Origin of the sequence: Flavobacterium sp. CSZ, assembly GCF_015350725.1 — a bacterium.
In the GTDB taxonomy this organism is placed as follows: domain Bacteria; phylum Bacteroidota; class Bacteroidia; order Flavobacteriales; family Flavobacteriaceae; genus Flavobacterium.
Genome location: NZ_JADKPQ010000001.1, coordinates 105580 through 118855, shown reverse-complemented (window position 1 = coordinate 118855; position 13276 = coordinate 105580). Strand labels below are relative to the sequence as shown.

Below are 13276 nucleotides of genomic sequence, written 5' to 3'. Positions count from 1 at the left end.
TAACATTTAAAATCTATTTTTTATATTTTTGTCGCAATGAAATTTACAGCAGAACAAATAGCAGGAATTTTAGAAGGAGAAGTTGTTGGGAATCCCAATGCAGAAGTTTCTCGGCTGTCTAAAATAGAAGAAGGCGAGGAAGGATCGCTTACTTTTTTGGCTAATCCCAAATATATCAATTACATATATACTACAAAAGCATCAGTTACTATTGTTAATGATAGTTTTGTACCAGATGCAGAAATCACTACAACTTTGATTAAGGTAGAAGATGCGTATGCCTCTTTTTCTAAGCTTTTACAATTTTATAATCAGGTAAAATTGAATAAAAACGGAATAGAAGCGCAATCTTTTATGTCTGAAGGAACTAAATATGGAGAAAATTTATATCTGGGAAGCTTTAGTTATATAGGGCAAAATGTAGTTCTGGGAGATAATGTAAAAATTTATCCAAACAGTTTTATTGGCGATAATGTTGTTATTGGCGATAATGTGTATATTTTTGCAGGCGCCAAAATTTATTCTGAAACTTTAATTGGTAACAATTGTACGATTCATTCAGGAGCCATTATTGGTGCGGATGGTTTTGGTTTTGTGCCAAATGAAGAAGGGGTGTATAGTAAGGTTCCTCAAATAGGAAACGTTATCATTGAAGATAATGTAGATATAGGAGCCAATACCACAATAGACAGAGCGACTCTTGGTTCTACAATAATTAGACAAGGAGTTAAATTAGACAATCAAATTCAGATTGCCCATAATGTAGAAATTGGCAGAAATACTGTAATTGCTGGCCAAACAGGCGTGGCAGGTTCTACAAAAATAGGAGAAAACTGTATGATTGGCGGGCAAGTAGGTATCGCAGGCCACTTAATTATAGGTAATAATGTAAGATTGCAGGCTCAGTCAGGAGTAGCAAGAAACATTAAAGATGATGAAACATTGCAGGGATCGCCATCGCTTGGATATAGTGATTTTAATAAATCATATGTTCATTTCAGAAATCTGCCTAAAATTGTTGCCGAAGTTGAAGAATTAAAAAAACAAATAATAAACCCAAAAAATGGAAATAATGGTTAAACAGAAGACCATCAAAAATGAAATTTCACTAACAGGCGTTGGATTACACACTGGAAAAGAAGTTACAATGACTTTTAAACCAGCTCCAATTAATAATGGTTTCACTTTTGTTAGAGTAGATTTGCAAGGTCAGCCCGTGATCGAAGCAGATGCTAACTATGTTGTTAATACGCAAAGAGGCACAAATTTAGAAAAACTTGGTGTAAAAATTCAAACTCCTGAACACGTTTTAGCGGCTTTAGTTGGTTGTGATCTGGATAACGTTATTATAGAATTAAATGCCTCTGAACTTCCTATTATGGATGGTTCATCGAAATATTTTGTTGAAGCGATTGAAAATGCAGGTATAGAAGAACAAGATGCTAAACGTAATGTTTATGTAGTAAAGGAAGTTATTTCGTTTACTGATGAAACTACGGGAAGCGAGATCTTAGTGATGCCAAGTGATGATTATCAGGTAACTGCAATGGTTGATTTTGGTACTAAAGTTTTAGGTACTCAAAATGCAACAATGAAAAGCATAGCCGATTTTAAAGAAGAAATCGCTAATTCAAGAACTTTTAGTTTCTTGCACGAATTAGAATCTCTTTTAGAAAACGGATTAATCAAAGGTGGAGATTTAAATAATGCTATTGTTTATGTAGATAAGGAAATATCGGAGTCTACAATGGAAAATTTAAAGAAAGCCTTTGGCAAAGACAAAATTTCGGTTAAGCCAAATGGTGTTTTAGATAATTTAACATTACATTATCCAAACGAAGCTGCAAGACACAAATTACTTGATGTTGTTGGAGATTTATCTTTGATTGGAGTTAGAATTCAGGGAAAAATTATTGCTAATAAACCAGGACACTATGTAAATACACAGTTTGCCAAAAAATTAGCAAAAATTATAAAAATAGAACAAAGAAATCATGTTCCGGTTTACGATTTAAATCTGGAGCCATTGATGGATATTCATAAAATTATGGCAGTTTTGCCACACAGACCTCCATTTTTATTAATCGATAGAATTATAGAAATGTCTGACAGTCATGTTGTGGGTATGAAAAATGTAACGATGAACGAAAATTTCTTTGTAGGGCATTTTCCTGAAGCTCCGGTTATGCCAGGTGTTTTAATTGTTGAAGCAATGGCGCAAACAGGTGGAATTTTAGTGTTAAGCACGGTTCCGGATCCTGAAAATTATTTAACTTATTTTATGAAAATAGATAATGTTAAATTCAAACATAAAGTATTGCCTGGTGATACCTTAATTTTCAAATGCGAGTTAATTTCTCCTATCAGAAGAGGAATTTGTCATATGCAGGCAAATGCTTACGCAAATGGAAAGTTGGTAACAGAGGCAGAATTAATGGCTCAAATTGCAAGAAAACAATAATAGTTTAATCAAATTTATTGTTTACGTTTGTTGCCCAAATTAGACTATTTTAATATAAAATATAAAACTCACAGATGAATCAACCATTAGCATATGTTCATCCTGGCGCGAAAATCGCTAAAAATGTTGTAATTGAGCCTTTTACAACAATTCACAATAATGTCATTATTGGTGATGGTACGTGGATTGGTTCAAATGTAACCATCATGGAAGGTGCAAGAATTGGAAAAAATTGTAATATTTTTCCAGGAGCAGTAATTTCTGCAGTGCCGCAAGATTTAAAATTTGGAGGAGAAGATTCTTTAGCTATTATAGGAGATAATTGTACTATTAGAGAGTGTGTAACAATCAATAGAGGTACAGTTGCTTCAGGACAAACAATTTTAGGTAATAATTGTTTGGTTATGGCTTATGCTCACATTGCGCACGATTGCGAGATTGGTAATAATGCTATTATTGTAAACGGTGTTGCTTTGGCAGGTCACGTTGTGGTTGGTAATCATGCTGTAATTGGCGGTTTGGCAGCTATTCACCAATTTATTCATATTGGAGATCATGCTATGATTTCTGGTGGATCATTGGTAAGAAAAGACGTTCCTCCTTATACAAAAGCAGCAAAAGAGCCATTGTCGTACGTAGGAATCAATTCAGTTGGTTTAAGAAGAAGAGGTTTTACTACTGAGAAAATCAGAGAAATTCAGGAAATTTACAGAATTTTATACCAAAAAAATTACAATACAACACAAGCTTTAAGTATTATTGAAGCTGAAATGGAAGCCACTCCTGAGAGAGATGAAATTCTGGATTTTATCAGAAATTCATCAAGAGGAATTATGAAAGGTTATTCAGGAAACTATTAATAGAAAAATTAATTGTTTATTTGTTTAATCGTTTAATCGAAACAAATAAACGGTTAAACGATTGAACAATATATCAAATAAAACAAAAACAAATGGCATCTACATCAGATATTAGAAACGGATTGTGTATTAAATTTAATCACGATATCTATAAAATAGTGGAGTTTCTTCACGTAAAGCCCGGAAAAGGTCCGGCTTTCGTAAGAACAAAATTGAGAAGTTTAACTACAGGAAGAGTGTTAGATAATACATTTTCTGCTGGACATAAAATTGATGATGTGCGTGTAGAAACGCATAATTACCAGTTTTTATATGCTGAAGGAGATGAGTTTCATTTTATGAACACAGAATCTTTTGAGCAAATTTCTTTGAATAAAAATATTCTGGATGCTCCGGGATTATTAAAAGAAGGAACAAGCGTAATGGTTCAGGTGAATACTGAAACTGATTTGCCATTATCTGTAGATATGCCATCTTCTGTAATTCTTGAAGTTACATATGCTGAGCCAGGTGTAAAAGGAAATACTGCTACAAATGCTACAAAATCTGCTACGGTAGAAACAGGAGCAACTGTAAACGTTCCTTTATTCATCAACGAAGGTGATAAAATTAAAATTGATACCGCTTCTGGTAATTACATGGAACGTGTAAAAGAGTAGTTTTTTAATTAGATAATTTGTCAATGAGTCAATTAGAAAATTAGTGAATCATCACAATTTTGAGCATTCATTTTCTGATTGACACATTTCTGATTGACACATTTTCTAATTGACAAATTTTCTAATTATAAAATATGAAATTTCCAAAGATTCATTCTTTACAAGAAATTGCAAATTTGCTTCAATGCGAATTTATTGGCGACCCAAACTTTCCGGTTTCAGGCATGAACGAAATACATGTTGTTGAATCTGGAGATATAGTTTTTGTCGATCATCCAAAATACTATGACAAAGCTTTACAATCGGCTGCTACTATTGTTTTAATCAATAAAAAAGTAGATTGCCCGGAAGGTAAAGCTCTTTTAATTTCTGACGATCCTTTCAGAGATTTTAATACCCTGACCAAACATTTTAGGCCTTTTCAGGCAACTAGCGTTTCTATTGCTCTTTCTGCAACTATTGGAGAAGGAACTGTGATTCAGCCCAATTGTTTTGTTGGAAACAATGTTACAATCGGTAAAAACTGTTTGATACACCCTAATGTTACGATTTACGACCATACTGTAATTGGCGATAATGTTATCATTCATGCGGGGACAATTTTAGGGGCAGATGCATTCTATTATAAAAAGCGTCCGGATGGTTTCGATCAGTTAATTTCTGGCGGAAGAGTTGTCATACAGGACAATGTTGGTATTGGTGCCCTTTGTACAATAGACAAGGGTGTTACAGGAGATACTACTATTGGAGAAGGAACAAAACTAGATAACCAGGTACATGTTGGACATGATACTGTAATTGGTAAAAAATGCTTAATAGCCTCTCAAACTGGTATTGCAGGTTGTGTTATTATCGAAGATGAAGTTACTATTTGGGGACAGGTTGGTACGACAAGCGGTATCACGATAGGAGCGAAGGCTGTTATTATGGGACAAACCGGAGTTACTAAATCAGTCGAAGGGGGAAAATCGTATTTTGGTACTCCAATCGAAGAATCAAGAGAAAAGTTAAAACAATTAGCCAATATCAAAAAGATTCCTGAAATTTTAAATAAATTGAAGTAATATGTCTATTAAAGAATTTGTTCAGAAATTTTACAAGTCAGATGCCTTAATTGATAGCGAAATAATGAAAACTTATTTGCATCCCGAGGTAAAATTAGATTGGCATAGTACCAAAGGATTGATCGAAATGGATTATAATTCGATGTTGGATATGGCCAATGAGCTTAGTCGTGCTTACGTGCGATCAAAAGTGAGAATAAGCCACATTTTGGCCGAAGAGGACTTGGTTTCGATACGATATTCTCATTTTGTGAAAACGATTGAGAACCCAAGAGAAGAGATGTTATTGGCTCATTTCTCTACAATTTGGCAAATAAAAGACGATAAATTATATCGTGGTTATCAAATGAGTCAATTTTCTTAATTTTTTTGAAGACAAAAAGGTTAAAATACGTTACAAAACCTTACTTTTGCATCACAATTTTAAAAACTACATAAAATATATATCATGAGTGTTTTAGTTAATAAAGATTCCAAAATAATTGTTCAAGGATTTACAGGAAGTGAAGGAACTTTCCACGCTTCTCAAATGATTGAGTACGGTACTAATGTTGTTGGTGGTGTTACTCCGGGTAAAGGAGGAACTAGTCATTTAGATCGTCCGGTTTTTAATACAGTAAAAGATGCTGTTGATCAAGCTGGAGCTGATACATCTATCATTTTCGTACCACCAGCTTTTGCTGCTGATGCAATTATGGAAGCTGCTGACGCTGGAATTAAAGTAATTATTGCTATTACAGAAGGAATTCCTGTAGCAGATATGATTAAAGCAAATAATTATGTTAAAGAAAGAAATTCTAGATTAATCGGTCCAAACTGTCCGGGAGTAATTACTCCGGGTGAAGCTAAAGTTGGTATTATGCCAGGTTTCGTTTTCAAAAAAGGAACAGTTGGTATTGTTTCTAAATCAGGAACTTTAACTTACGAAGCTGCTGACCAGGTTGTAAAACAAGGTTTAGGAATTACTACAGCTATTGGTATTGGTGGAGATCCAATTATTGGAACTACAACTAAAGAAGCTGTTGAATTATTAATGAACGATCCAGAGACTGAACTTATCATCATGATTGGTGAAATTGGAGGTCAATTAGAAGCTGATGCTGCTAAATGGGTTAAAGCTGATGGTAACCGTAAACCAGTTGTTGGTTTTATCGCTGGAGAAACTGCTCCTGCTGGTAGAACAATGGGTCACGCAGGTGCTATTGTTGGTGGTTCTGATGATACAGCTGCTGCTAAAAAACAAATTATGAGAGACAACGGAATTCACGTTGTTGATTCACCAGCTGAAATTGGTAAAAAAGTAAAAGAAATATTAGGATAATCTCTAATATTTAAAATAATAAATTCCAAAAAAAGTCTCAATATTTTGTTGAGACTTTTTTACATTTTTAAAATGTTGGAACTATAAATAAAAACTTAGCAACTTAGATTCTCAAACTCTTAGTGGCTTAAAAAAAATAAATATGTACAAAGAATTAGAAAAATTTAAAGTAAGCAATAGTTTTACTTTTACTATTGAAGATAGTTTAGAACAAGCTTGTAATGCATCTGAAGGTGCGGGAGTTTTTGTTGTTTATGCTATTGAAGGTGATGCAAAAGAATTGATCATGGTAGGTTCTACAGGAACTGTTCAGAACGATGGAACTTTAAAAAGTAAAAATGGCGGTTTATACGATAAAATTGTAAACGGACACCAATTTGCTAAAACAGGAAGAAAATATTCATGGCCGGCACAAATGAAACTTGAAAGTATTGATGCTTTAGAAGTGGTTTGGTACGAAACTTTTAATGCAGATGTAAAAGCAATTCCAACTGCTGTTGAAGGACAGGTTTTGCAAAATTTCTTAGATGAAAATGCAAAATTACCTAGATGGAATGTGGCTTTCTAAGTCGGTTTTATTATCAATATAATCAAAGTCTTACTAGTTTTAGTAAGACTTTTTTTTTACTTAATTACTAATATTGTATTTAATTTTTATAAGTCAGGGATTAATTATTAGAATTCTAACTTATAGATCTGTACAGCGCGTTTTAAATGTGAAAACCGCTGAGCATTAGTTTTCTTTCTTCAAATGCCTAGTCTTTTACAGCATTTCGATTTTCAATCTTATGGTAATTCTTATCGAGGAAGATTTTATATAAAAGTGTGTAAATTAAGTTTTTTTTTAAATGTTAAAAATATAATAAAAAAAAATGGTGATTTAATCTTACAATAAAGATGTTTTTTGAATTATTATATTTTTTTTAATTCACGCTAATACCTCATTAAATCAGCCGATAGGGGCTTTTTCTTACGTTAAGAGTAAGGTTCTTTTATGTAAAAAAATTGCTTTTGTATTTTTGCTTTTATATATTTATCGCACAGAACTAGAGAATAATGTTAAAAAACCGTATTCTTTATGTTAAAACTAAGTGCTTATTTTCAAGAATTCTACCCCAAATTAATATGAAGACCAAAAATTTACAATTCAAAACTTTTGACGACATTACACTTTGGAATAACTTGAAAGATGGTGATGAAAAATCATTCTCAACCCTATTTGAGAAATACTACGCAGATCTGGTTAATTACGGAAATTCACTTTCTCCTTACGCTGAAAAAGTACAGGATTGTGTTCAGGATGTTTTTACTGATATTTGGGTATATCGTAACGGACTTCAGAGTTCTGTTGTGGTAAAAGCTTACTTATTATCAAGTGTACGTAAGAGAATTGCACGTTTGCACGAACGGGATCATATTTTTCGTAAATCAACCAGTACAGATGCCATAGCATTTTTATTAGAATTCTCCGTAGAACACGATCTTATGGATGATGATTATGCAACTAAAGAAAAGGTTGTTTATCTTAATAAATTACTGAATGATTTGCCTGCGCGTCAAAAAGAAGCGTTGTATTTACGTTACCATCAAGGCTTAACAGTGGAGCAAATTGCAGACATGCTGGATGTGAATTATCAGTCGGCAAGCAACTTGTTACATCGCGGTTTACTTACCTTGCGCAAAGAATGGAAGGGGAGTATTTCATTAATTGTTGTACTATCTTCAATGGCTTGTTAAATTTATTTTAAAAAAATGTAAAAAAAATCACAATTTGGTGAGTATATAATAAAAGAGCTGTCCTCTATGTTTTTGTAACCTCATTTTTAGATGCAAAAACGTAATAAATATACCGAAATTGAAGATTTTTTATCTGACGAATCATTCCAGTCATGGATTTTAAATAAAATTGACGAATATGGTTGGGAAGAGTGGACCTTAGAAAGCCGCCAACGTGCCAAGTTGGTAGAAGATGCAAGATTGTTATTATTAGCTATGAAGGTGCCGGAAACTAACTTATCGGCATCTGATCTTCATAATGCTTTACAAACCACATGGATTAAAATTGAAGAGAAAGAAACTCACAACGATTTAATCCAGGACTCAAAAGTAAAATTTCTTAGAAAAAAAATCTTTAGCTCTGTTGCTGCTGCTGTAGTGATTGGTCTGATATCAATTTGGTTTTATCAAAATCAAATTAGTCCGGAAAGTAAAGTTGTAACCTACAAAGAACTTATCGAGGAAAATAACGAAGGCTTGGTTGAGCAGACCAATAATTCAAACAAACCACAAATCATCACATTATCTGATGGTAGTTCGGTTTTATTACAACCCAATAGTAAATTAAGTTATCCTAAAATCTTTACCGGCAACGAAAGAAAGGTGTATTTATCCGGCGAAGGTTTCTTTGAAATTAGTAAAAATCCTAAAAAGCCTTTTTTTGTTTATGCAAACGAAATTGTTACAAAGGTAGTTGGAACCAGTTTTAGAGTAAAAGCTTATTCTGATCAGCCTGATGTAGAAGTTCTTGTGCGCACCGGTAAAGTTAGGGTAAAATCGAATGATTTAGTTTCGAGATCCAATCAGGAAGAAGTGATCTTGCTTCCTAATCAGGCGCTTCGTTTTTTACGCAGTGATTTAAGTTTCAATAAAATTACAAATATTACTCAGGACGAAACACTAACTCGCAGTGTTGGTAATATTGAGCAATTGAGCTTTGAATTTACTGATATTCCTGTTGCTCAGATTTTTGAAACAATAGAGCAGGCTTATCTGGTAGACATAGATTATCCTAAAGATAAGTTGAAAGACTGCCACTTGACTACTTCACTTAGTGATCAGCCTTTAACAGAAAAACTGAAAATTGTCTGTAATAGCATAGGCAATAATACTAGTTTTCAAATGAATGGTAATCAAATCATTATAACATCTCAAGGATGTAATTAATTCTCTCTGTAACTGTAATTACATAGCCGAATTAAATCTAATAAATCAACAAAAAAACTAAACCAAAACTAAACTACAACCAATAATAATAAAATGCCTATGTAAAAGATGATAATGCAGAAAAAAAAGTGCCGAAATGCTGTAACATTATCGACACTTAAATTAGTTGAATTTCTCTCTGTAAAGAGTTATTCATTACGTTTCAAAATACACTCGAATAAGTATTAATCAAAACAATCCAAAATTATGAAAAAACCAGTTGTTAAACAACGATTACTCCATCGAATCATGAAAATAACACTATTTCAGTTTGTCTTGGCACTTGTATTTTCAAGTGTTGCCATGGCAAATAATGTAAATGGGCAAAAAAAACTAGATACCAAGGTTACCATCAATGTTGCTAATTTAACATTGGACAACGCCTTGACCAAGCTGGAAAAGTCTGCTCACGTAAAATTTTCTTATAACTCAAGATTGCCTCAGCTTACCCAAAAGGTAAGTATAGATGCTAATCAGGAAACTCTTTCGAGTATTCTAAACCGTATTCTGATACCTTTTAATATAAGTTATACTGAAGTAAGCAACCAAATTGTTTTGCAAAAAAATGCCGCATCAGATTCTTTTGCGAGTTTAGATGCCGGTAATTCTTTGTTTGAAATATTAACTGCAGGTCCAATCATCAAAGGTATAGTTACTGATGCAAGTGGTAGTCCACTTCCGGGAGCTACTGTGTTGGTAAAAGGAACAAAAAATGCAGTTCTTACTGATTTTGATGGTAGATTTACTATCGAAGTACCATCAAATAGCGACAAACTTGTAATTTCTTATGTTGGAATGGAGTCCAAAGAAATTGGTATTGGAAATACTACTCCTACAATTGTTTTAACTGAAGAAGGACAAAACTTAAAAGAGGTAGTAGTTACAACAGGTTACGAAAAAACATCAAAAAGAACATTTACAGGCGCTATTAGTAAAATTTCAGGTGCTGAATTAAAAGTTGACGGGGTAGTAGATGTAAGTAGGATGATTGAGGGTAAAGCTGCCGGGGTTACGGTTCAAAATGTTACGGGTACTTTTGGTACAGCTCCTAAAATCACTGTACGTGGATCTTCTTCTATTTTTGGAGATACAAAACCTTTATGGGTTATTGATGGTGTTGTTCAGGAGGATATTATCAATGTTTCATTTGCTGATTTAGCATCAGGAAATTCATCAACATTGTTAAGTTCTTCTGTAGCAGGTTTAAATGCTAATGACATTCAAAGTATAGAAATTCTTAAAGATGCATCTGCAACTTCTATTTATGGTTCTAGATCGTTAAACGGTGTTGTTGTTGTTACAACTAAGCAAGGTCGTAGAGATTCTCCGCTAAAAGTAAGTTATTCTGTAGAGAATACAGTGAGAACGGTACCGAGCTATACACAATATGATATCCTGAACTCTCAGGAATCTATGAGTGTGTTTCAGGAAATGAAACAAAAAGGATATCTTGATTTAAGTTCGTCTTATACAGGTAGATTTGGAGGAGCATACAATATTCTTGCAAAAGAAATTAACCGTTATAATGAAACAAATGGTCAATATGGGGTTAAAAACGAACAACCTTATATTAATCAATTTCTAAAAAAATACGAACTGGCTAATACAGATTGGTTTAATGTGTTATTTAGACCTTCAATTACTCAAAATCATTCTTTGAGTTTTTCTGGTGGTGGAAAAAACAATACTTTTTATGCCTCTTTAGGATATTACACAGATCCGGGATGGACGATTGCTGATAATGTAAAACAATTAACATCAAATATTAAAGGTACTTTCTTTATCAACGACAGATTAAATATTACCTTATCTACAATGGGGTCTATTCGCGATCAGGAAGCTCCCGGAGCATATGACAGTAAAAAAGACGTTGTTTTTGGAAAAACAAGCAGAGATTTTGATATCAATCCATTCAATTATGTTTTAAGCACTAGTAGAACGTTAAGACCTTATGATGATAATGGAAATTTAGAATATTATCAAAATAACTGGGCGCCAATGAATATTGTGAACGAATTAGAAAACAATACTTTAGGAATTAAAGTAAATGATATTCGTTTTCAAGTTGATTTAGATTATAAAATTACTAAGCATTTAACTTACAATCTTACAGGTTCTGCACGTTACGCAAATACTTCGAGAGAGCACAAGATTCTTGAAAATTCAAACGTAGTAGCGGCATATAATGCAGGTGTTGGAGACAATGTAAATGCACAAATACAAAAAGACAACGTATTCTTGTATCAGGATCCAACTGATTTAACTATACCAAAAGTATCTGTACTGCCAAGTGGTGGATTTTTAAGAAAGTACACCAATGATATGACTTCATACAATGTTAGAAATAGTATAACTTATAGAAATGTTTTTAAAGAAAAACATGAAGTAGAAGGTTTCTTTGGTACTGAGCTAAGATCTGTAGATAGAAACAATGATAATTTTACAGCTGTAGGAATTCAATATGATAAAGGTCTTACTTCTTTTATCGATCCTAAAATGATCGAAAAAATTGTAAACGGAGGTGATTCGTATTATGAATTTGGTGCTGATAGAGAAAGAACTGTAGGTTTTTTTGGAAAAGTTGGGTATACTTATGATCGTCGTTATACAGCTTCTGTAACAGGTCGTTATGATGGGTCTAACAGACAAGGAGATACAGGATCATCAAGATGGTTGCCTACTTATACAGTTAGTGGAAAATGGAATGTTGCTGAAGAAAAATTCATGAAAAATGTTGAATCAATCAATACTTTGGCCTTGAGAGCTTCTTACGGACTTACTGCTACAGCTGGACCTGCAACAAATTCGTTAGCTATTTATAAAAGTTTCATTACAGACCGTTTTAATCTTTCAGACAGAGAAAATGCAATAAGAATCGAAGATTTACAGAACAAGGATTTGACTTGGGAAAAACAATATGAAACTAATATTGGTGTAGACATAGGTATGTTTAATAACAGGGTACAATTAACTACAGATGTTTACAGACGTAAAGCATTCGACTTAATTGACTATGTAATTACTTCTGGTGTTGGCGGACAATCTGTTAAACAAGGAAATAATGCTAATATGGAAACTAAAGGTATTGAGCTTGGTTTTACTACTCAAAATGTGGTTACTAATAATTTTAAGTGGTCTACAACATTAAACTTTTCAGTTTATGATCAAAATATTACAAAATTAGCAAACAAACCTTCAGTATATGATTTAGTAGATGCTAATGGAGGTAATACAGTAGGACACCCTAGAAATTCAATTTACTCTTACCAGTTTACCGGATTGAATAATCAGGGACTACCTACTTTTCTTTTGCAAGATGGTGCAGAGAATAATATTACAAAAGCGAATTTTCAGGATACTAAAGATGTTACAAATTATTTAAAGTATGAAGGATCTATTGAACCTAATAAATCAGTTGGTTTAGCCAATACCTTTACTTATAAAAACTGGTCACTATATGTATTTATTGTAGGTTCAGGAGGGAATAAAGTTCGCTTAAATCCAGTTTACAGTAATGAATACAACGATTTGACGGTTTTTACGAAAGAATTTAAAAATAGATGGATAAATCCTGGGGATGAAAATGTTACAAACGTTCCTGTTATTGCTGACCGTTTATTAAATAGAAATTACGGAGATAGTGATTTGCAAATCGCTTATAATACTTATAATTATTCTGATGTAAGAGTTGCTGATGGTGATTTTGTACGATTAAAAAATGTTTCGCTTAGTTGGGAATTTCCTAAAGATTTTAAGAGAAAACTAGGTGTTAGTACATTTACCTTAAAAGGATCGGCAGTAAATCCTTGGCTGATTTATTCAGATAAAAGGTTACACGGTCAGGATCCGGAGTTTCGTAATACAGGAGGGGTAGCTTTCCCTATTACTTCTCAATATACATTTACTTTAAATGTTTCATTCTAATACAA

Annotated in this window: 11 protein-coding genes; all 11 read left to right on the top strand. The window is 33.0% G+C overall.

Features of this window, described 5'->3' with window-relative positions:
- Window positions 1–36: 36 nt before the first annotated feature.
- The 11 genes from lpxD (at window position 37) to IRZ78_RS00525 (ending at window position 13271) form a co-directional block, all read left to right on the top strand.
- Complete coding sequence (gene lpxD / locus IRZ78_RS00575; protein WP_194614663.1) at window positions 37–1080, top strand: UDP-3-O-(3-hydroxymyristoyl)glucosamine N-acyltransferase; 1044 nt, start codon at window positions 37–39, stop codon at window positions 1078–1080.
- Window positions 1073–2461, top strand: coding sequence for a bifunctional UDP-3-O-[3-hydroxymyristoyl] N-acetylglucosamine deacetylase/3-hydroxyacyl-ACP dehydratase (locus IRZ78_RS00570; RefSeq protein WP_065450304.1), 1389 nt, complete (start codon window positions 1073–1075; stop codon window positions 2459–2461). The genes lpxD and IRZ78_RS00570 overlap by 8 nt, the downstream gene beginning before the upstream one ends.
- 74 nt (window positions 2462–2535) lie before the next feature.
- Window positions 2536–3321: an acyl-ACP--UDP-N-acetylglucosamine O-acyltransferase gene (gene lpxA, locus IRZ78_RS00565; RefSeq protein WP_065450097.1), complete on the top strand. Its 786-nt coding sequence runs from the start codon at window positions 2536–2538 to the stop codon at window positions 3319–3321.
- Between the two features lie 92 nt (window positions 3322–3413).
- Entirely contained in the window at window positions 3414–3980 is a 567-nt protein-coding gene (gene efp, locus IRZ78_RS00560) for an elongation factor P (protein ID WP_072970794.1), read from the top strand.
- A gap of 134 nt (window positions 3981–4114) precedes the next feature.
- Window positions 4115–5044, top strand: coding sequence for a UDP-3-O-(3-hydroxymyristoyl)glucosamine N-acyltransferase (locus tag IRZ78_RS00555; RefSeq protein WP_194614662.1), 930 nt, complete (start codon window positions 4115–4117; stop codon window positions 5042–5044).
- Between the two features lies 1 nt (window position 5045).
- Complete coding sequence (locus tag IRZ78_RS00550; RefSeq protein WP_194614661.1) at window positions 5046–5408, top strand: nuclear transport factor 2 family protein; 363 nt, start codon at window positions 5046–5048, stop codon at window positions 5406–5408.
- Window positions 5409–5492: 84 nt separating this feature from the next.
- Entirely contained in the window at window positions 5493–6365 is an 873-nt protein-coding gene (gene sucD, locus IRZ78_RS00545) for a succinate--CoA ligase subunit alpha (RefSeq protein ID WP_194614660.1), read from the top strand.
- 142 nt (window positions 6366–6507) lie between these two features.
- Window positions 6508–6933: a hypothetical protein gene (locus IRZ78_RS00540; protein ID WP_194614659.1), complete on the top strand. Its 426-nt coding sequence runs from the start codon at window positions 6508–6510 to the stop codon at window positions 6931–6933.
- 557 nt (window positions 6934–7490) lie between these two features.
- Window positions 7491–8102 (top strand): sigma-70 family RNA polymerase sigma factor, encoded by a 612-nt coding sequence (locus IRZ78_RS00535; RefSeq protein WP_194614658.1) that lies wholly within the window; start codon window positions 7491–7493, stop codon window positions 8100–8102.
- 90 nt (window positions 8103–8192) lie between these two features.
- Complete coding sequence (locus IRZ78_RS00530; RefSeq protein WP_194614657.1) at window positions 8193–9308, top strand: FecR family protein; 1116 nt, start codon at window positions 8193–8195, stop codon at window positions 9306–9308.
- A gap of 246 nt (window positions 9309–9554) precedes the next feature.
- Entirely contained in the window at window positions 9555–13271 is a 3717-nt protein-coding gene (locus tag IRZ78_RS00525) for a SusC/RagA family TonB-linked outer membrane protein (RefSeq protein WP_194614656.1), read from the top strand.
- The last annotated feature ends 5 nt before the right edge of the window (window positions 13272–13276 follow it).